This window comes from Nocardioides sp., from assembly GCF_016462705.1.
Classification (GTDB): domain Bacteria; phylum Actinomycetota; class Actinomycetes; order Propionibacteriales; family Nocardioidaceae; genus Nocardioides.
Map to the genome: position 1 here is coordinate 1 of NZ_JAEMSS010000036.1, position 18,048 is coordinate 18,048.

An 18,048-nucleotide genomic window follows, 5' to 3' on the forward strand; every position below is an offset into this window, starting at 1 on the left:
AGTCTCTCAAGCATGACCAGCTCCGACGCTCCGCAGCCGCCGGGAGGCCCGCTGCGCGAGGACGCCCCCGACGGGCCGATGGCTCCTGGCGACGGGACCGAGGGCGACGACAAGCCGGACCACGGCGTACCCCGCGTCAGCTTCGGCGACTCCTCCGGCGACGAGCCCGAGGTCACCGAGGAGCCCGCGCAGGGTGACGAGGAGCGCAGCCTCCAGGAGGAGAACGCCGAGACCTCGCTGGACCAGCCGTCCTCGTGACCCCGGCTGCCGACCACGGCCGGTTCGTGGTCGTGCCCGCGGCCTACGTCTTCCTGCTGCGCCAGTCCGACACCGGTCCGGAGGTGCTGCTGCAGCTGCGGCAGAACACCGGCTACATGGACGACCACTGGGCCGCGGCCGCGGCCGGTCACGTGGAGAAGGGCGAGACGGCCTACGACGCCGCCCGGCGCGAGGCCCGTGAGGAGATCGGCGTCGAGGACCTCGACCTGATGTTCGTGACGTCGATGCAGCGGACGAGGAGCGCCGAGCCGATCGACGAGCGGATCGACTTCTTCTTCACCGCCCGCGGCTGGACCGGCGAGCCCCGGATCGTCGAGCCGGCGAAGTGCGCCGACCTGCGCTGGTGCCGGCTCGACGACCTGCCCGACCCGGTGGTGCCGCACGAGCTGCGGGTGTTGCAGGCTGTGCGGGACGGCGACGTGCCGCCGTACACGACCTTCGGGTTCGACTCGGGAACGGGAGAACGGCATGGGTGACGACAAGCTGCCGACGCAGGACGCAGAGGCACTGGGCGAGATGCCCGACGCGGAGATCGAGCCGCGCGAGCCGAACCCGGGCGGCGCGGACGCGTTGCCGCAGGAGGAGCAGGTCGAGCCCGCTGACCTGGACCCGGAGAAGAACCCCGCCGTCGATGCCGCCGAGGCCCCCGCGGTCCTCCGGGAGGGCGAGGACACCGACACCGAGGCGACCAAGGACGACGCGGACAGCCAGGACGTGGACCCCCAGGACGAGTCTCCGGCCTGAGCCCGTTCGGCCTGAGGCCGTTCGACCTGGGTACCGGCCGGTCATGAGCGACCACCAGCAGGAGCCGGTCGACGCGACCGTCGTGGACCCCGTCGGCATGGGCGTCAGCAGCGAACGGGTCGGCCACACCGGGCCCGGCCAGGTCGGCACCGACGGCGTGCGGGACACCAGCGCGGTCGAGCCGGAGGACGACGCCGACGTGCCGCCGGAGCAGCGACCCGGTGCGGTCGAGGCGAACCCGGACGGGCTGGAGCCCAAGGCGGCCTACCCCAGCCTCGACCCCCGCGCCGAGGACGGCTGACCCGAGGCTCAGGCGTCAGGCAGCTCGAACCAGAACTCGCTGCCCGGCCCGTCGGTGTCCTCGACACCGGCTGAGCCACCGTGGGCGCGGACGATCCGCGCGACCGTCGTGAGGCCGATGCCGTGGCCGGGTGCGTCGGTGAGACGGGTGAACATCTCGAAGACCGCGTCCCGCTGATGCGCCGGCACACCCCTCCCGTTGTCCAGCACGCTGATCCGCCAGCCCCCGTCGACCCGGCTGCCGTGCAGCCGCACGAGCGGAGCCACACCGGGCCGCGCGAACTTCACCGCGTTGCTGACCAGGTTGAGGAGCACGGAGTACATGAGGTCGAGGTCGGCCGCCACGGCAGGCAGCTCGTCGATCCGCACGGTGGCGCTCGCCCCGTGGATCAGCGGGCGGAGGTCGGTGCACACCCGCCGGGCCAGCGCGTCCAGGTCGACCTCCGAGCGCAGGGGCTCCTTGGTGAGCTCGTGCAGCCGCATCAGGCCGTCGACCAGGCCGGACATCCGGTCCACCGACCGGCGGGCACTGGTGATGAGCAGGTCGACCGTGGCGTCGGACGAGGGGCCGACGGCCTCCTCGAGCAGCTCCAGGCTCGCGTGCAGGGCGGCGAGCGGCATCCGCAGGTCGTGGCTCACCCGGGCGGCCAGCTCGACGTCGGGACGGTCCGCAGCCGGTTCGGCTGCCGTCTCCGTCTCGACGTCGCACAGGTGCCGCAGCAGGTCGACGACCTCCTGCGGGTCACGCACGTCGGCGTCGTCCAGCACCGCTCGCACGCGGGCGAGCGTGTCTGCACTGGTCCCCCTGACGGCAGCATCCGCCACGGCCGCAACGTTCACGGCGTTCCCTCCCGACCCCCTCGGTTGGCATGAGTCTTGGTCGCGCGGCGGGCACCGTCAAGAGCCGACGGAGTTCCCTGGGGGAGCAACAGGTCACAGGGATGACCGAGCCGGGCTAGACCGGGGCGTGCGAGGCCTGAGCGGCTCGCCTGTTACCCCCGGCGTTCCGTTCCCCACAGGTCGGTGACTATCGGCGCCTTCCGGTGCGCGACGACCGGTCCGCGACGGAGGCTTGAGCCCTCGCTGCTGACCCCTCAATAGTCGGCGAGGACACGCCAAACCTGGAGTAACCGTCGTGCTCGCTGTGTCCTTGGGGTCCTTGGGGTCCGCCGCGCCCACCTCCGGCTCGTCCGCGCGGACGCTGCCGACCGACCGCCGTCGCCGGCAGTCGGCCCTCGACGCGGCGCTGCTGGCGCCGGTCGTCCAACGCGCCCGGCTCGGCGACGCGGAGGCCTTCGGCCAGCTCTACGACCACTACCAGGCCTCGGTCTACCGGGTGATCTACGCCCAGACCCGCTCGACGGCGCTGACCGAGGACCTCACCGCTGACACGTTCTTCCGGGCGCTGCGCGGGATCGAGAGCTTCAAGCTCGACGCCGACCTGTTCCCGGCGTGGCTCTTCAGGATCGCCCGTAACCGGGTGATCGACCACTTCAAGGCAAGCCGGACCCGGTTCGAGCAGGCCCATGACATGAGTCTCTACGAGGATGTCGCCGACGACGCCGACACCGAGCTGATCGCCCTGCTCAACCGCGAGCGGGTCCGCGCCGCCCTGGCCGAGCTGCCGGCGAGCCAGCGACGGGTGATCGAGCTCCGGTTCCTCGGGGAGCTGAGCGTCAGCGAGGTGGCGGACCTGCTCGGCACCAGCGAGGGGGCGGTGAAGCAGCTGCAGCTGCGGGGGCTGCGCACGCTCGCCCGGACGATGAGCGACTGAGACGGCGTACTGCGAGGACCAGGTGGGGAGGAACCGGGCGCGACCGCGTCCGGCAGGGGGAATCACATGGAGGGGAACGAATGCTCACGCGAGCGTTGATCGACAGCGACGACGAGGTCCTGACCGAGACGGCGACGGCCGAGCCGGACACCGTCTTCATCTGGCCGGCGGAGATCGTCGACCTGCAGGACTGGCGGATCCGCCGCGCCGGCGTCCGGCGCAACGGTTCGAGGCCGGGCCTGCGCAAGTACGTCCCGAAGCACCGGGCGGAGACCAACCGCTGGAGCTGACCCGACCTGGGGGGAGCGGTCAGGCCGGTCCGGGCGACCCGCAGTCCTGCAGAGGAGATCCCACTGCGGGCCGCTCGGCCGGCCGCCCCATGCTCGGCATGCCGAGGGTCACGCCAACGGGGATGGGAGGCGCGGTGTTCCGCACCTCCCAGGCGTCACCCGACCGGGTCCGGCGCACGTCGACCGGCTCGCCGTCCGCGACCAGGTGGTGCGGCGCGGCGTAGGTCACCGTCGTGGTGACCACGTCGCCCGGTCGGACGTCGTCGCGCGTCGTCGCGAAGTGCACGAGGCGGTTGTCGCGGGCGCGGCCGGAGAGCCGCAACGTGGCGGCGTCCTTGCGGCCCTCGCCCTCGGCGACCATCAGCTCGACCTGGCGGCCCACGAGGGCCTTGTTCTCGGCCCAGGCCACCTCGTCGGCGACGGCGACCAGGCGCTGGTAGCGGTCCTTGACCACGTCCGGGCCGATCTGGTCCGGCAGCGTCGCCGCGGGGGTGCCGGGCCGCTTGGAGTACTGGAACGTGAAAGCGCCCGCGAACCGCGCCGCGCGGACGACGTCGAGGGTGGCCTGGAAGTCGTCCTCGGTCTCGCCCGGGAAGCCGACGATGATGTCGGTCGTGATGGCCGCGTGCGGGATCGCCGCGCGGACCCGCTCGATGATCCCGAGGTACTTGCTCTGCCGGTAGGACCGGCGCATGTCGCGCAGCACCTTGTCCGAGCCGGACTGCAGCGGCATGTGCAGGCTCGGCATCACGTTGGGCGTCTCGGCCATCGCCTCGATGACGTCGTCGGTGAACTCGGCCGGGTGCGGACTGGTGAACCGGACCCGCTCCAGGCCGTCGATCCCGCCACAGCTCCTCAGGAGCTTGGAGAAGGCCTGCCGGTCGCCGAACTCCACGCCGTACGCGTTGACGTTCTGGCCCAGCAGGGTGATCTCGCTGACGCCCTCGGCGACCAGGGCTTCGACCTCGGCCAGGATCTCGCCGGGCCGCCGGTCCTTCTCCTTGCCGCGCAAGGCCGGGACGATGCAGAACGTGCAGGTGTTGTTGCACCCGACGCTCACGGACACCCAGGCGGCGTACGCCGACTCGCGGCGGGTCGGCAGGGTGCTCGGGAAGACGTCGAGCGACTCGAGGATCTCGACCTGCGCCTCGTCGTTGGCCCGGGCCCGGTCGAGCAGCGCCGGCAGGCTGCCGATGTTGTGCGTGCCGAAGACGACGTCGACCCACGGCGCCTTCTCGGTGATCGTGGCCCGGTCCTTCTGCGCCAGGCAGCCGCCGACCGCGATCTGCATGCCGGGGTGCTTGGCCTTGACCGGCGCCAGGTGCCCGAGGTTGCCGTAGAGCTTGTTGTCGGCGTTCTCGCGCACCGCGCAGGTGTTGAACACCACGACGTCGGCCTGCTCGTCCTTGGCCGCACGCAGGTAGCCCGCGTCCTCCAGCAGGCCGCTGAGCCGCTCGGAGTCGTGGACGTTCATCTGGCACCCGTAGGTGCGGACCTCGTAGGTGCGCATGTCAGTCGTCAAGGGTACGAGGCAGGCTCGATGGACCCGGAATCGTTGCACCAGCCGGCTCGGAGGGTCCCGCGCGACGAACCGGGCGACTGTGTGGAGCCGAGGATGAGCCTGGTTGATCTCAGGATCCACACTGTCGTGGCCGTCCTGCGCCCCGCGTCCTGATCGACCCGGACCTGTCGGGCTGGGCTACTGCTTCTTCTTCGGAGTGACCCAGAGCCGGATCGTGCCCTCGATCACGACGGTCCCGTCGGTGGTCGTGCCCCAGACCTTCACCGGCAGGTCGGGGTCGTCGGAGGCCCACTGCTCGGGACGCGTCTCGGCGTGGCAGGTGATGTCACTGGTGGCCTTGGCGGTGTAGCTGACCTCCATGCCCTTGGGGATCCACCTCTTGTCGCGAGGGATCGTGACCTCGGCCAGCGCACCCATCGCGGCCTCGAGCCCGTTGCACAGCGCGATCGCGTGCACGGTGCCGAGGTGGTTGTGCACGCGGCGACGCTTGGGGATCACCAGCTCGGCGTGGTTGGGCTCGAGCACGGTGAACCGCGGCCGGATGGTGGCGAAGTACGGCGCCTTCTGGCCGAACGCGAACGAGAACGCCCACGGGCCCACCACCGGGATCGCGCGCGTCTTCTTCCAGAGGTCGAGGACCTGGCTCATGCCGGCATATTACTCATGAGTAACCGCGCTGGCCCGAAGCCCCCTCAGGCGAGCGACAGGTAGAGCGCCTCGAGCCGGCTGAGCTCGTCGTCGTCGACCCGGTCGGCGGCGATGGCCTCGCGCAGCTCCATCGCGATGATCGCGAAGCCGGCCCGGTCGAGCGCGCGGGTGACCGCCTTGAGCTGGTTGACGACCTCCTGGACGTCGCGGCCCTCCTCGATCATCCGGAGGACCCCGGCCAGCTGCCCCTGAGCACGCTTGACCCGGTTGACGACCAGGGTCCGATCCGGCGCATCTGCCATCGCTTGGGCCCCCATCGGTGAACGTGTCCAGGTATTGCCGAGTGAACGTCCCGATACGCCGTTCGGTTACGGGACCTGAGGCTAGCGCCGGTCAGGCCTGGGGGGACAGCACCTCGACCCGGTTGCCTGCGCCGTCGTAGGCGTGCAACCGCTCGAAGCCCGGGAACGTGTGCCGCTCGCCCAGGTCCACCTCGTAGCCGAGTGCCTCCAGCCGCCACCCGGTGGCCTCCAGCTCGGCGGCATCGGCCAGCACGAACGCCGGGTGCGCCTTGCGCGCCGGGGCGAACGGCTCCTCGACGCCGACGTGCAGCTCCGCGAGCACGACACCCTCGGCGTCGTACGAGCGGAACCACACCCCGCCCCGGCCGGCGAGCGCCTCCGGCTTGGCCACCTCGGTGAGGCCCAGACCGTCGCCGTAGAAGCGCCGGGCGCCGTCCTCCCCGCCGGGTGGGCAGGCGACCTGCACGTGGTGGAGCCTCACCGCGGGACCCGCGCCACGACGAAGACCCGGCGGAACGGCAGCAGCACGGTGCCGTCGGGCCGGGTGGGGTACGCCGCCGCGAGGCGCTCCTTGAACTCGGCCTCGAACCGCGGCCGCAGGTCGTCCGGCAGCGCCTGCAGGGTCGGCCGGGCGCCGGTGGCCGACACCCAGGTGAAGACCGGGTCGGGGCCCCCGAGGACGTGGAGGTACGTCGTCTCCCAGGCGTCGACCGTGCAGCCGAGCGCCGCGAGCGCGTCGTAGTAGTCGCCCGGGTCGTGCGAGGCGGGATGGTCGGCACCGGCCGTGTGCTCGGCGTACGCCGGCAGCGCGGCCAGGTCGCGGCGGATGGTGTGGCTGGGCTCGTCGAAGTTGCCCGGGACCTGGAACGCGAGCCAGCCAGCGGGCGCCACGGCCGCCACCAGGGACGGCAGCAGGTCGAGGTGGCCGGGGACCCACTGCAGCGTGGCGTTGGAGACGAGGACGTCGACCGGCTCGGCCGGCCGCCACTCACGCAGGTCCGCGACGTCGAAGTCGATCCCGGGCACGTCGTGGCGGGCCGCCTCGATCATCTGCGGGCTCGAGTCGAGGCCGGTGACGGAGGCCTCGGGCCACCGGCGGGCGAGCAGTGCGGTCAGGTTGCCGGGACCGCAGCCGAGGTCCACGACCCGCCGAGGTGACGGCGCGTCGACCCTCGCGACCAGGTCGACGAACGGTCTGCCCCGCTCGTCGGCGTAGGTCAGGTAGCGATCCGGGTCCCAGGTGTGTGCCACGACCCCAGCCTGCAACGGGACTATCTTGATGTCAAGATTCTTGATAGCGCAGTAGGATGACGGTCATGCGCGACGAGGTCGACGAGGTCGACGAGCTCATCGACGCCTGGGCCCGGGAGCGCGCGGACCTCGACCTCGCCCCGGTGGCCGTGTTCAGCCGGATCTCGCGGCTCGCCCGCCGCCTCGACAAGGTGCGCAGCGACGCGTTCACCGCCTACGACATCGAGACGTGGGAGTTCGACGTGCTGGCCGCGCTCCGGCGGGCCGGGTCGCCCTACGAGCTCTCGCCCGGCCGCCTGCTCCGGCAGACGCTCGTCACGAGCGGCACCATGACCAACCGCGTGGACCGGCTGGCGGCCCGGGGGCTCGTCGAGCGCCACCCGGACCCCGACGACCGGCGCGGCGTGCTGGTCCGGCTCACCGCGGAGGGCAAGGACGCCGTCGACGGCGCCTTCACCGCGCTGCTGACCGCCGAGCAGGAGCTGCTGGCCGACCTGCCTGCGTCGGCGCAGCAGGACCTGGCCGACCTGCTGCGGCGGCTGCTGGCGCCGTTCTCGTAGGCGTCACTCCAGCGTCTCGGCGGCGTCCATCCACTCGAGCTCGAGCGACTCCTTCTCGGCCAGCACCTCGTCGAGCTCGGCGCCCAGGGTCGCGAGCCGCGCGTAGTCGGAGGCGTGCTCGGCCAGCAGGGCATGGATCTCGGCCTCGCGGGCGTCGATCCGGGTCAGCTGCTTCTCGATCCGGGTCATCGTCTTGCGCGCGGCCCGGTCCTCCGCGCTGCCGGACCTGGCCCTGGTGGGCGTGCTCGTCGGCGGGGCGAGGTGCAGGTCGGCGGCCCGCCGTTCCAGGTACTCGTCGACCCCCCTCGGCAGCATGGAGATCTGGCCGTCGCCGAGCAGCGCCCACACCGTGTCGACGACCCGCTCGAGGAAGTAGCGGTCGTGCGAGACCACGACCAGGGTGCCCGGCCAGCCGTCGAGGAAGTCCTCCAGGACGTTCAGGGTCTCGATGTCGAGGTCGTTGGTCGGCTCGTCGAGCAGCAGCACGTTGGGCTCGGTGAGCAGCAGCCGCAGCAGCTGGAAGCGCCGCCGCTCGCCGCCGGAGAGGTCCCCGAGCCGCGCGGTGAGCCGGTCGCCGGTGAACCCGAACCGCTCCAGCATCGAGCTGGCGGTGATCTCGCCGTCGGCCGTCTTCGTCACCCGGCGCATCGACTCGACGGTCGCGAGCACCCGGGCCTCCGGGTCGAGGTCGTCGAGGTGCTGGGTGAGGTGCTGCAGCGCGACGGTGCGTCCGTGCTTGACCTTGCCGGAGGTCGGCGCCAGCTCGCCCGACAGCAGCCCGAGGACCGACGACTTGCCCGCCCCGTTGACGCCCACGATGCCCACCCGGTCGCCCGGCCCGAGCCGCCAGGTCGCGTGCGACAGCAGCGTCCGCTCGCCGCGGCGCAGGTCGACGTCCTCGACGTCGAGGACGTCCTTGCCGAGCCGCTGGCTCGCGAACCGCTGGAGCTCCAGCCGGTCCCGCGGCGGTGGTACGTCGTCGATCAGCGCGTTCGCGGCATCGATCCGGAACTTCGGCTTCGAGGTCCGCGCCGGCGGCCCGCGGCGCAGCCAGGCCAGCTCCTTGCGCACCAGCTGGAGGCGCCGCCCCTCCGACGCGGCCGCCTGGCGCGACCGCTCGGCCTTGGCGAGCACGAAGGCGGCGTACCCGCCCTCGTAGCTGTCGACGACCCCGTCGTGGACCTCCCAGGTCCGGTCGCAGACCGCGTCGAGGAACCACCGGTCGTGGGTGACCACGACCAGCGCCGAGGGCAGGGCCGCCACGTGCTGGGCCAGCCAGGCGACCGCCTCCACGTCGAGGTGGTTGGTCGGCTCGTCGAGGACGACCAGGTCGTGGTCGCCCAGCAGCAGGGCCGCGAGCGAGCAGCGCCGGCGCTCGCCACCGGACAGCCCTGCGACCGCCCGGTCCAGGGTCACGCCGGCGAGCAGCACGTCGACGACCTCGCGGGTGCGCGGGTCGGCCGCCCACTCGTGGTCGGCGAGCCCGCCCAGGACGGCCTCGCGGACGGTGTGGGTGTCGTCGAGCTCGTCGCCCTGCTGGAGGTAGCCGACCAGGAGCCCGCGCTGTTGCGAGACGCGACCGGTGTCGGGTGTCTCGTGGCCGGTGAGGATGCGCAGGAGGGTGGTCTTGCCGTCGCCGTTGCGGCCGACCACTCCGATCCGCTCCCCCACCGAGATCCCCAGCGAGACGTCGGTGAGCAGCGGGCGGACGCCGTAGGACTTCGAGACCCGCTCGAGGTTGACGATGTTGCTCATGGGCTCGCGCCTGGACTGGACCCCGGCCTAGACATAGGTGACCACGTGCGCCCCGGCGACCGGTCCGTGGGTGACCAGGACGACGTCGTGCCCGTCCCCGGTGAGCTGCGCGGCCACTTCCCTGGCGGAGTCGGCGGACTCGGCCAGGAACACGCACGTCGGGCCGGAGCCCGAGACCAGGCCGCGCAGCGCCCCGGCGCGCTCGCCGCGGTCGATGACGTCCGACAGTGACGGCCGGAGGTCGAACGCCGCCTCCTGGAGGTCGTTGCGCAGGGACGCCGCGAGCAGGTCGAGGTCGCCGGTGTCGATCGCCTCCAGCAGGTCGTCGGCACGCGGCGGCTCCGGGTCGGCGTCCGGGTTGAGCTCGTCGAAGTGCCGGTAGACGGCCGGCGTCGACATCCCCTCGGGGTCGACCACCGCGACCCACCACCAGGTGCCGTCGTCGCGGACCCGCTCGACCAGCTCGCCGCGCCCGGTGCCCAGTGCGGTGCCGCCGAGCAGCGCGAACGGGACGTCGCTGCCGAGCTCGGCCGCGATCCGCAGCAGGTCGTCGTCGCTCGTCTCGACCCCCCACAGCCGGTCGAGGGCGACCAGGGCGGCCGCCGCGTCGGCGGAGCCACCCGCCATGCCGCCGGCCATCGGGATGGACTTGGCGATGCTGACCTCGGCCGTGGCCTCGATGCCGTGGTGGTCGGCCAGCAGCCGGGCCGCCCGGTCGACGATGTTGTCGCCGGGGTCGGGGACCAGGTCCGGGTCGATCCAGTCCGGCACGGTCACGCCGAGGCTCCAGCCCGCCGAGCGCGACACCGTGACGTCGTCGCAGATCCCGACCGCCTGGTAGACGGTCAGCAGCGGGTGGAACCCGTCCTCGCGCGGGGCACCGACGCCGAGGTGGAGGTTGATCTTGGCCGGGGCCCGGACGGTGTACGTCATGAGGCAGTCACCACCAGTGCCTCGGCGATCCGGGCGAACGCCGCCACGTCCAGGACCTCGCCGCGCGCGGTCGGGTCCACACCGGCCGCGGCGAGGGCGGCCTCGACGGTGGCGGTGTCGCCGGCCAGGGGGCGCAGGGCCGCGCGCAGGGTCTTGCGGCGCTGGGCGAAGGCGGCGTCCACGACCGTGAAGACCTGCTCGCGGGTGGCAGTGGTCGGGGGCGGGTCGCGCCGGGTCCAGCCGACCAGGCCGGAGTCGACGTTGGGCACCGGCCAGAACACGCTGCGCGGCACCGTCCCGACCCGGCGTACGTCGGCGTACCAGGCGGCCTTGACCGACGGCACGCCGTAGGTCCGCGACCCGGGCGGGGCGGCCAGCCGGTCGGCGACCTCGGCCTGCACCATCACCAGCCCCTTCTCCAGCTCCGGCAGCAGGGCGAGCAGGTGCAGCAGGACCGGGACCGACACGTTGTACGGCAGGTTGGCGACCAGCGCGGTCGGCGCCGGGTCGACGGCGGTCAGCCGCATCGCGTCGGCCTCGACCACCGTGAGCCGTTCGGCCAGCTCGGGAGCGTGGTCGCCGACCGTGCGCGCCAGGAGCTGCGCCAGCCGGTCATCGACCTCGACGGCGACCACGTGCCGGGCCACCTCGAGCAGCGCCAGGGTCAGGGAGCCCAGACCCGGGCCGACCTCGAGGACCACGTCGTCGGGGCCGACCCCGGCGTCGCGGACGATCCGGCGCACCGTGTTGCCGTCGATGACGAAGTTCTGCCCGCGCTGCTTGCTCGGGCGCAGGTCGAGCTCGTCGGCCAGGCGTCGGATCTCGGCCGCGCCGAGCAGGCGCACCGCGGTCCCTGACATGGACCCGAGGCTAGTGACTACCGCGGCAGACCCAACGCACTGGCACAGTGCGGCCACGCCCCGTACCCACCAGAGGCGTCGCGCAGCTTGGTCGCGATCGCGATCTGGGTCTCACGGCTGTGGTTGCTCGGGAGGCCCGTGCCGCCGTACGCCTGCCAGGTGCTGAGGCTGAACTGGAGGCCGCCGTAGTAGCCGTTGCCGGTGTTGGTGGCCCAGTTGCCGCCGGACTCGCACTCGGCGAGCCGGTCCCACACGCCGCTGCCGCCGACGGTGGCGACCGAGGCGGTGCCGACCCGGACCAGCGCGTTGGTGGGCTTGGTGAGCACCTTCTGCGCCAGCACGGTGCGGCGGAGCAGCTTGCCGTTCTTGAACACGACCTTGTAGGTCACGTTGCGGGCGCCGGTCTCGCCCTCGCGCTCGGTGACGCTGAGCCCCTCGTACATCGAGTCGTCCGGCTCCTCGACGGTCTCGAACGGGACGGGCTCGCCCTTGACCTTGCGCTTGGCGATCCGGAAGTCGGTGAAGACGACGCGGTCCCCGTCGTCCAGCGTGGCGTCCAGCGCCGGCTTCGTCTTGTCGATCTTGCCGACCTCGACGCCCAGCTCGGCTAGCGCCTCCTCGACGGTCAGCGCGGTGACCGTGCGGGTGACCGGCTCGGCGCCGGCCAGGCTCAGCACCAGGTTCTTGGGAGTGACGACCTCGAGGGCGAGGCCCTCGCGGCCGATCGCCGCACTGCGGGTGGTGGAGAGCTCCGCGCGGCCGAACGGCGTCCCGAGCTCGCCCAGGGCGCTGGCGACGTCGGTGGAGGTGACCCAGTGGGTCTCGGTCTCGCCGTCGACGGTCAGCTCGACCGGGCGCCCGTAGCGGACCACGATGCGGCTGCCCTCGGCGACCGGCTCGTCGAGGTCGGGCGCGACCAGGTCGCGGTCGGTGATCTCGATGCCCGCCGAGTCCAGCACGTCGGCGACCGTGTGGCCCGTCGACGACACCTCGCGGGTCTCCCCGTCGACGGTCAGCCGGTAGGACGTCGTCAGCGCGGCGTACCCGGCGAGCGTGCCGCCGACAGCCAGGGCGACGACCGTCGCGAGCGCCACGAGAAGCCGCGGACGGCTGCTGGAGGCGGTGAGGAACTTCCCGAATTTCTGGCGCACGATGATCCAGAAGAACAGTGGTCCAGTTCAGATTGCAATTCGGCAACGGCCGTTCCGCGGGGCCTGTGAGCAGGCTCTCAGTGCCCGCCAAGTGCCCCCTCAGCCGCCCCAGGTACCCCCGAAGGCATCGCTGGTGTTGTCGTCGACCGCCTCGCAGAGGGACTCCAGGTCGTCCCCCCGGACCTCGGCCAGCAGGCGCATCGTGAGCGGCACGAGGAAGGACGCGTTGGTCCGTCCACGGTGCGGCGAGGGGGTGAGGAAGGGTGCGTCGGTCTCCACCAGCACCCGGTCGCGGGGAGTCATCCGAGCCGCCCCGCGCAGCGGCTCGGCGTTCTTGAAGGTCACCGTCCCGGCGAAGCTGAGGTAGGCGCCGCGGTCCAGGCAGGCCCGGGCGAAGAGCGCGTCCCCGGAGAAGCAATGCATCACCCACCGCGGCGGCGCGCCCTCCTCGTCCAGCACCCGGAGCACCTCCTGATGGGCGTCCCGGTCGTGGATCACCAGGGTCTTGTCTAGCCGCTTGGCCAGGTCGATGTGCCGCCGGAACGACTCGACCTGGACCGCCCGGCCCTCCTCGCCGGTCCGGAAGTGGTCGAGCCCGGTCTCCCCCACGGCCCGGACCTTGTCGTGCGCCCGCGCCAACGTCTCGATCTCCGCCATCGCCGCGTCCAGGTCGGGCACCCGGGGCGCCTCGTTGGGGTGCAGCGCGACGCCGGCCACCACGGCGTCGTACGTCGCCGCCGCCTGGACCGCCCACGGGGCCCGCTCCAGGTCGCAGCCGATCTGGACGATCCGGGTCACCCCGACCGCGGCGGCCGCCGCGAGCGCCTCGCCCACGGGCAAGGCCTCGCCGTCCCGCGCGATGTCCAGGTGGCAGTGGTTGTCGACGACGGGTCGCGGCAGGGGCTCCGGGGCGGGTGGCAGGTCGCTGCGCCGGCTCATGGCGAGACGCTCGCGATCCGCTCCAGGACGTGCTGGGCGAGCTCCTCGGGCGCCTCGGTGGGGATCCAGTGGCTGACGCCAGTGAGGGTGACCGCCTCGTAGGGCGCCTGCACGTGGTCGGGCGTGTGCCGGCCGCCGACGTCGGTGACCGCCACGTCGCCGTCGCTCCAGACGTACGTCGTCGGCACCCGCACCGTCGTGTCGCGCAGCGCGCGGCCGGAGAACGGGATGGCGCGGTAGTACATCAGCGCGCCGGGCAGCGCGCCGTCGTCGACGATCTCGTCGTGGAACCGCCGTACGTCGTCGGCGGTCATGCCGCCCTTGCGCAAGGGGACGTCGAAGCCGCCCTTCTCGGCCAGCAGCTCGGGGAGGAAGGGCACGTTGAACGCGCCCATGTACCAGGACCTCAGCCCCTGGCGTGAGGTGAGCAGCGCGCGCTGGAAGGCCCTGGGGTGCGGCACCGACACAGCGGTCCAGGTGCGGACCAGGTCGGGGTGCTGGGCCGCGACGACCCAGCCCACCACGGCACCCCAGTCGTGCCCGACCAGGTGCACGGGCCGCCCGACGGTCTCGATCAGCGCGACCACGTCACCGACCAGCCGGTCGATCGCGTAGTCGCGCCGGCGGGTGGGCCGGGCGCCGCGCGAGTAGCCGCGCTGGTCGGGGGCGTAGGTCCGCAGACCTCGTTCGTGGAGCAGCGGGGCCACCTTGCGCCACGACGTGGCCCGCTCGGGGAAGCCGTGGAGGAGGACCACCGGGTCCCCGTCCTGCGGGCCCTGGTCGGTCACGTCGAAGGTGAGCCCGTCGTGGCGGTAGCGCAGCAGCCGGGTCACCTCTGGTCCGCCTTGGCGTGCACCAGGTTGTAGACCTCGCGCCTCGGCACCCCTGCCAGGCCGGCCACCTCCACGATCGCCTCCTTGCGGCTCATCCCGTCGGCCTCCCGCTCGGCCACGGCTGCCCGCAGTGTCTCCGGGTCGCCGCCGAGCGGCGCCACCGGGTCGGCGCCCGCGACGACGAGGGTCACCTCGCCGCGTACGCCGTCGCCCGCCCAGGTCACCAGGTCGGCCAGCGGTCCCCGGCGTACCTCCTCGTGGGTCTTGGTCAGCTCGCGGCACACGGCAGCGGCGCGGTCGGGCCCGAACGCGTCGGCCATCGCCGCCAGTGTCGCCTCGGTGCGGTGCGGTGCCTCGAAGAAGACCATCGTGCGTTCCTCGTGCTCCAGCGCGGCCAGGCGCCGGCCCCGCTCGCCGGCCTTGCGGGGCAGGAAGCCCTCGAAGCAGAACCGGTCCACCGGCAGCCCGCTCACCGCCAGCGCGGTCAGCACCGCCGACGGCCCGGGGACGGCGGTCACGTGGACGCCCGCCTCCAGCGCGGCCAGGACCAGCCGGTAGCCGGGGTCGGAGACGCTCGGCATCCCGGCGTCGGTCACCAGCACCACCCGCTGGCCGGCGCTGAGCGCCTCGACCAGCACCGGCGTCCGCGTCGTCTCGTTGCCGTCGAAGTAGGACACCACCCGCCCGCTCAGCGTGATCCCCAGGTCGTCGGTGAGCCGCTTGAGCCGGCGGGTGTCCTCCGCGGCGACCACGTCCGCGCCCGCCAGCTCCTCGGCCAGCCGCGGCGGCGCGTCGCCCACCCGCCCGATCGGCGTCGCCGCGAGTACGAGCACGCCGGTCATGACGCTCAGGCTAGGTGGTCCGGCGCACGTAGAGTCCCCCGCGTGGTGCAGCGGCCGACGGCGTGGGAGCGGGCCCGCCGCGTGGACCGCGAGGACCCGGTGGTCAGCTGGGCGGCGAGCCTCGGGATCGCCGGGCTGGCGCTCTTCCTGCGGCTGTGGGACCTCGGGTCCCCGAAGAAGTTCGAGTTCGACGAGACGTACTACGCCAAGGACGCGTGGTCGCTGGTCAACCACGGCTACGTGCGGCAGTACGTCGAGGAGGCCAACGACAAGATCCTGGACGGGACGACCACCGGGATCTGGAAGGACGACCCGTCGCTGATCGTCCATCCGGAGGCCGGCAAGTGGCTGATCGCGCTCGGCGAGAAGGCGTTCGGGATGGACCCGTTCGGCTGGCGGATCTCGGCGGTCATCGCCGGGACGCTGATGGTCCTGGTCATGTGCCGGCTCGGCCGCCGGCTCACCGGCTCCACCCTGCTCGGCTGCACGGCGGGCCTGCTGCTCAGCCTGGACGGGCTGCAGTTCGTGCTGTCCCGGCTCGCGCTGCTCGACATCTTCCTGGCGCTGTTCATGCTCCTCGGCGTCACCTGCATGGTCGCCGACCGGGACTGGTACCGCGCCAGGCTGGCCCGGCTGCAGCCCGACCCGGTGGCGGACGCGGCCTCGTGGGGTCCGGTGCGCGGCCTCCTCGTCCGCCCCTGGCTGCTGACCAGCGGCGTGTTCTGGGGCCTGGCCGTGGGCACGAAGTGGACCGCGCTGTTCCCGCTGGCGGCCTTCGGGGTGATGGCGTGGCTGTGGAGCGCGGGCGCCCGGCGGTCGTTCGGCGTCCGCCGGCCGGTGCTGCGGTCGGCGGTGGCCGACGGACTGCCGGCGTTCGTCTCCGTCGTCGTGCTCGGCGGGCTCGTCTACACGGCCACGTGGACCGGGTGGCTCGTGCACGCCGACGAGTACGAGGACGCCTTCTCCTCCACGCAGTACACGCGCTACAGCGGGGACGGCGCCTGCGACGGCAAGAAGTTCGTCGACCCGAACCCCAACGACGACCGCTGGCCGACCGCCCGGCAGGACGACGCGAGCGGGCTCGGCGAGGTGGTGCAGTCGCTGCGGTCGCTGGCGAACTACCACCAGGACGTCTACACGTTCCACTCGCACTTCCTGTCGTGCAGCGACCACTCCTACGCGTCCAAGCCGTCCGGGTGGCTGCTGATCAACAAGCCGGTCAGCGTCGCCGTCCAGCTCGACATCCCGCCGGGCGAGCAGGGCTGCGAGGCGGTCGAGGGAAGCGACTGCCTGCGCCAGGTGATCCTGATCGGCACCCCCACCATCTGGTGGGCGGGCATCCTGGCACTGCTCTACGCCGTCGGGATGTGGCTCGGAGCGCGCGACTGGCGGTTCGGCGTCGTGGTGGTCGGTGCGGCCTCGACGTGGCTGCCGTGGCTCCGGTACGACGACCGCCCGATCTTCTACTTCTACGCGGTCGCGACCCTGCCGTTCCTCGTCCTCGGGCTGACGCTGGCCATCGGGAAGCTGATCGGCCCCAGCCGGGTCCCCAGCAGCCGCCGGACCATCGGCGTCATCGTCTCCGGGACGTTCGTGGTCGCCACCATGCTCAACTTCGCGTGGTTCTGGCCGGTCCTCAACTACGACCTGCTGACCCACACCGAGTGGCTCGACCGGATCTGGTTCAGCCGATGGATATGAGGGGACGACCATGACCGCCTGGCGACCCGGCTGGGACGCCGTCCCAGCGGACCTGCTCGACTTCTGGACGGTCCGGCACCTGTGCACGCTGACGACCCTGCGCCCGGACGGCCGGCCGCACGTCGTCCCGGTCGGCGCCACCCTCGACGTCGCGGAGAAGTGCGCCTGGGTCATCACCAACGCCGGCTCGGTCAAGGCCCGGCACCTCGCCGAGCCTGGGCCGGTCGCGATCTGCCAGGTCGACGGCGCCCGCTGGGCCACGATCGAGGGCACGGCCGTGGTCGCGGCCGACGAGGCGTCGGTGGCGCGGGCCGTCGAGCGGTACGCCGCCCGCTACCGGCAGCCCCGGGTCAACCCCGACCGGGTGGCGATCCGGGTGAGCGTCGAGCGGGTCATGTGCTCGGCGGCGTTGCTGTAGCTCCAGCCACGGCTTGCGAGGTCTCGAGACGGCGCTGGCGCGCCTCCTCGACCAACGTCAGGCACCGCACGACGCGGCGAACTCCACGAGGTCGGCGACGTTGAAGTGCAGCGGGTCGTCGTGGGTGCCGGTGACCGGCAGGATGCTGACGTCGGCGCCGCGCTCCCTCAGGCCGTCGGCGAGCAGGCCGGCGTTCTCGTCGTAGCGGACCCACTGGTCGTTGACCGATGCGACGACCCGGTAGCGGGTCTTGGTGGAGAGCTCGTCGATGTTGAGCGCGGGGTTGCGGTCGGCGGGCACCGGCTGGCCCTCGTAGGCCTCGCTGATGATCCGGTTGGCACCGGGGACCGCGTCCATCCTGGTCGGGTCGACGGCCGGCTTGACGCCGTACCAGCACGCGGGGGCCTCGACCCCGTGCGTCATCGCGTTGAGGGAGACGGTGGCTCCCATGGAGCCGGAGACGAACAGCCGCACGGGCTCGCCGGTCTCCTTCGTGGCCCACTCGGCCAGCAGGGCGGTGTCCTCGGTCGAGACCTCGTTGCCCCACGAGGCGGTGTGGAAGTCGGAGGACGCGACGATCCAGCCGCTGCGGACCAGGGCCTGGAGCCAGGGCTCGTCCATCCGGTTGTCGACACCGCCGGTCTGCCCGTGGAACCAGATCGCCACGCCCTTGGGGTCGGGCGTCGGCGGCAGCGACAGGCGGACGTCCTGGGCCTTGAGGGTGCCGCGGATGACCTCGCCCGTGGGCGCCTCGGCCGTGGCCGTGGCGGTGCCCAGCACCATGAGGACCGCGAAGACGATCGAGAGCGGACGGAAGCGCACCAGGTGGCGGCCGACCCTGTGCGTGCGAATCCGGCGCCAGGTCTCCCTCACGCTGTCCCCCTCAGGCGTTGCTCACTTCTCCCCGTGCTGCAGTGGGTCAACGGGGCAGGCCGGGTCTGGGTCA

General features: G+C 72.5%; 23 protein-coding genes. 9 read left to right on the forward strand and 14 right to left on the reverse strand.

Annotated features, from left to right (window positions below; genetic code table 11):
• From JHD21_RS06715 to JHD21_RS06730, 4 genes are all read left to right on the forward strand, one after another.
• Nucleotides 1-258 (forward strand): hypothetical protein (locus JHD21_RS06715; RefSeq protein WP_292672691.1); only part of this gene is annotated, 258 nt, incomplete at its 5' end.
• The gene (locus tag JHD21_RS06720) at nucleotides 255-755 is read left to right on the forward strand and encodes an NUDIX domain-containing protein (protein ID WP_292672692.1); all 501 of its coding nucleotides are present in this window, start codon (nucleotides 255-257) and stop codon (nucleotides 753-755) included. The genes JHD21_RS06715 and JHD21_RS06720, both read left to right, overlap by 4 nt.
• Nucleotides 748-1,023 carry a hypothetical protein gene (locus tag JHD21_RS06725; protein WP_292672693.1) on the forward strand — a complete coding sequence of 92 codons (276 nt, stop codon included), beginning with the start codon at nucleotides 748-750 and terminating at the stop codon, nucleotides 1,021-1,023. Before JHD21_RS06720 ends, JHD21_RS06725 begins: the two co-directional genes overlap by 8 nt.
• A gap of 43 nt (nucleotides 1,024-1,066) precedes the next feature.
• Complete coding sequence (locus JHD21_RS06730; protein ID WP_292672695.1) at nucleotides 1,067-1,324, forward strand: hypothetical protein; 258 nt, start codon at nucleotides 1,067-1,069, stop codon at nucleotides 1,322-1,324.
• A gap of 8 nt (nucleotides 1,325-1,332) precedes the next feature.
• On the opposite strand, the gene JHD21_RS06735 is transcribed toward JHD21_RS06730, so the two are convergent.
• Entirely contained in the window at nucleotides 1,333-2,100 is a 768-nt protein-coding gene (locus JHD21_RS06735) for a HAMP domain-containing sensor histidine kinase (protein WP_292672697.1), read from the reverse strand.
• A 358-nt stretch (nucleotides 2,101-2,458) separates the two neighbouring features.
• Between JHD21_RS06735 and JHD21_RS06740 the strand changes: the two genes are divergently transcribed.
• Nucleotides 2,459-3,097 (forward strand): sigma-70 family RNA polymerase sigma factor, encoded by a 639-nt coding sequence (locus JHD21_RS06740; RefSeq protein ID WP_292672699.1) that lies wholly within the window; start codon nucleotides 2,459-2,461, stop codon nucleotides 3,095-3,097.
• Between the two features lie 80 nt (nucleotides 3,098-3,177).
• Nucleotides 3,178-3,387 carry a hypothetical protein gene (locus JHD21_RS06745; protein WP_292672701.1) on the forward strand — a complete coding sequence of 70 codons (210 nt, stop codon included), beginning with the start codon at nucleotides 3,178-3,180 and terminating at the stop codon, nucleotides 3,385-3,387.
• 19 nt (nucleotides 3,388-3,406) lie between these two features.
• Here the strand turns inward: JHD21_RS06745 and miaB are convergent, their stop codons facing one another.
• The 5 genes from miaB to JHD21_RS06770 form a co-directional block, all read right to left on the reverse strand.
• Entirely contained in the window at nucleotides 3,407-4,897 is a 1,491-nt protein-coding gene (miaB, locus tag JHD21_RS06750; protein ID WP_292672703.1) for a tRNA (N6-isopentenyl adenosine(37)-C2)-methylthiotransferase MiaB, read from the reverse strand.
• A 189-nt stretch (nucleotides 4,898-5,086) separates the two neighbouring features.
• A complete protein-coding gene (locus tag JHD21_RS06755; protein ID WP_292672705.1) occupies nucleotides 5,087-5,557 on the reverse strand; it encodes a hotdog fold domain-containing protein in 471 nt (156 codons plus the stop codon).
• Between the two features lie 44 nt (nucleotides 5,558-5,601).
• Entirely contained in the window at nucleotides 5,602-5,859 is a 258-nt protein-coding gene (locus JHD21_RS06760; RefSeq protein WP_292672707.1) for a metal-sensitive transcriptional regulator, read from the reverse strand.
• A gap of 91 nt (nucleotides 5,860-5,950) precedes the next feature.
• Entirely contained in the window at nucleotides 5,951-6,340 is a 390-nt protein-coding gene (locus tag JHD21_RS06765) for a VOC family protein (RefSeq protein ID WP_292672709.1), read from the reverse strand.
• On the reverse strand, nucleotides 6,337-7,110 hold the full coding sequence (locus JHD21_RS06770; protein WP_292672711.1) for a trans-aconitate 2-methyltransferase: 774 nt from the start codon (nucleotides 7,108-7,110) through the stop codon (nucleotides 6,337-6,339). Before JHD21_RS06770 ends, JHD21_RS06765 begins: the two co-directional genes overlap by 4 nt.
• Nucleotides 7,111-7,175: 65 nt before the next feature.
• Here JHD21_RS06770 and JHD21_RS06775 point away from each other — a divergent pair, with 65 nt between their 5' ends.
• Entirely contained in the window at nucleotides 7,176-7,670 is a 495-nt protein-coding gene (locus JHD21_RS06775; protein ID WP_292672713.1) for a MarR family transcriptional regulator, read from the forward strand.
• A 3-nt stretch (nucleotides 7,671-7,673) separates the two neighbouring features.
• Here the strand turns inward: JHD21_RS06775 and JHD21_RS06780 are convergent, their stop codons facing one another.
• From JHD21_RS06780 to rsmI, 7 genes are all read right to left on the reverse strand, one after another.
• Nucleotides 7,674-9,425 carry an ABC-F family ATP-binding cassette domain-containing protein gene (locus JHD21_RS06780; protein ID WP_292672714.1) on the reverse strand — a complete coding sequence of 584 codons (1,752 nt, stop codon included), beginning with the start codon at nucleotides 9,423-9,425 and terminating at the stop codon, nucleotides 7,674-7,676.
• Nucleotides 9,426-9,452: 27 nt separating this feature from the next.
• The gene (locus JHD21_RS06785) at nucleotides 9,453-10,358 is read right to left on the reverse strand and encodes a 4-(cytidine 5'-diphospho)-2-C-methyl-D-erythritol kinase (RefSeq protein WP_292672715.1); all 906 of its coding nucleotides are present in this window, start codon (nucleotides 10,356-10,358) and stop codon (nucleotides 9,453-9,455) included.
• Entirely contained in the window at nucleotides 10,355-11,218 is an 864-nt protein-coding gene (rsmA, locus tag JHD21_RS06790) for a 16S rRNA (adenine(1518)-N(6)/adenine(1519)-N(6))-dimethyltransferase RsmA (protein WP_292672716.1), read from the reverse strand. Before rsmA ends, JHD21_RS06785 begins: the two co-directional genes overlap by 4 nt.
• 17 nt (nucleotides 11,219-11,235) lie before the next feature.
• A complete protein-coding gene (locus JHD21_RS06795; protein WP_292672718.1) occupies nucleotides 11,236-12,369 on the reverse strand; it encodes a resuscitation-promoting factor in 1,134 nt (377 codons plus the stop codon).
• A gap of 99 nt (nucleotides 12,370-12,468) precedes the next feature.
• On the reverse strand, nucleotides 12,469-13,308 hold the full coding sequence (locus JHD21_RS06800; protein WP_292672720.1) for a TatD family hydrolase: 840 nt from the start codon (nucleotides 13,306-13,308) through the stop codon (nucleotides 12,469-12,471).
• Nucleotides 13,305-14,141: an alpha/beta fold hydrolase gene (locus tag JHD21_RS06805; protein ID WP_292672721.1), complete on the reverse strand. Its 837-nt coding sequence runs from the start codon at nucleotides 14,139-14,141 to the stop codon at nucleotides 13,305-13,307. Before JHD21_RS06805 ends, JHD21_RS06800 begins: the two co-directional genes overlap by 4 nt.
• A complete protein-coding gene (gene rsmI, locus JHD21_RS06810; protein ID WP_292672723.1) occupies nucleotides 14,138-14,983 on the reverse strand; it encodes a 16S rRNA (cytidine(1402)-2'-O)-methyltransferase in 846 nt (281 codons plus the stop codon). The genes JHD21_RS06805 and rsmI overlap by 4 nt, the downstream gene beginning before the upstream one ends.
• A gap of 42 nt (nucleotides 14,984-15,025) precedes the next feature.
• Here rsmI and JHD21_RS06815 point away from each other — a divergent pair, with 42 nt between their 5' ends.
• On the forward strand, nucleotides 15,026-16,684 hold the full coding sequence (locus JHD21_RS06815; protein WP_292672724.1) for a phospholipid carrier-dependent glycosyltransferase: 1,659 nt from the start codon (nucleotides 15,026-15,028) through the stop codon (nucleotides 16,682-16,684).
• Nucleotides 16,685-16,694: 10 nt separating this feature from the next.
• Complete coding sequence (locus JHD21_RS06820; protein ID WP_292672726.1) at nucleotides 16,695-17,102, forward strand: PPOX class F420-dependent oxidoreductase; 408 nt, start codon at nucleotides 16,695-16,697, stop codon at nucleotides 17,100-17,102.
• Nucleotides 17,103-17,159: 57 nt separating this feature from the next.
• Here the strand turns inward: JHD21_RS06820 and JHD21_RS06825 are convergent, their stop codons facing one another.
• A complete protein-coding gene (locus JHD21_RS06825; protein WP_292672728.1) occupies nucleotides 17,160-17,975 on the reverse strand; it encodes a hypothetical protein in 816 nt (271 codons plus the stop codon).
• Between the last annotated feature and the right edge of the window lie 73 nt (nucleotides 17,976-18,048).

Bases quoted from the DNA above. Each gene is read 5' to 3' on its own strand.
- JHD21_RS06725 (WP_292672693.1), top strand. From the start codon at position 748: ATGGGTGACGACAAGCTGCCGACGCAGGACGCAGAGGCACTGGGCGAG.
- JHD21_RS06730 (WP_292672695.1), top strand. From the start codon at position 1,067: ATGAGCGACCACCAGCAGGAGCCGGTCGACGCGACCGTCGTGGACCCC.
- JHD21_RS06745 (WP_292672701.1), top strand. From the start codon at position 3,178: ATGCTCACGCGAGCGTTGATCGACAGCGACGACGAGGTCCTGACCGAG.
- miaB (WP_292672703.1), bottom strand. From the start codon at position 4,897: ATGCGCACCTACGAGGTCCGCACCTACGGGTGCCAGATGAACGTCCAC.
- JHD21_RS06755 (WP_292672705.1), bottom strand. From the start codon at position 5,557: ATGAGCCAGGTCCTCGACCTCTGGAAGAAGACGCGCGCGATCCCGGTG.
- JHD21_RS06760 (WP_292672707.1), bottom strand. From the start codon at position 5,859: ATGGCAGATGCGCCGGATCGGACCCTGGTCGTCAACCGGGTCAAGCGT.
- JHD21_RS06775 (WP_292672713.1), top strand. From the start codon at position 7,176: ATGCGCGACGAGGTCGACGAGGTCGACGAGCTCATCGACGCCTGGGCC.
- JHD21_RS06780 (WP_292672714.1), bottom strand. From the start codon at position 9,425: ATGAGCAACATCGTCAACCTCGAGCGGGTCTCGAAGTCCTACGGCGTC.
- JHD21_RS06785 (WP_292672715.1), bottom strand. From the start codon at position 10,358: ATGACGTACACCGTCCGGGCCCCGGCCAAGATCAACCTCCACCTCGGC.
- rsmA (WP_292672716.1), bottom strand. From the start codon at position 11,218: ATGTCAGGGACCGCGGTGCGCCTGCTCGGCGCGGCCGAGATCCGACGC.
- JHD21_RS06800 (WP_292672720.1), bottom strand. From the start codon at position 13,308: ATGAGCCGGCGCAGCGACCTGCCACCCGCCCCGGAGCCCCTGCCGCGA.
- rsmI (WP_292672723.1), bottom strand. From the start codon at position 14,983: ATGACCGGCGTGCTCGTACTCGCGGCGACGCCGATCGGGCGGGTGGGC.
- JHD21_RS06820 (WP_292672726.1), top strand. From the start codon at position 16,695: ATGACCGCCTGGCGACCCGGCTGGGACGCCGTCCCAGCGGACCTGCTC.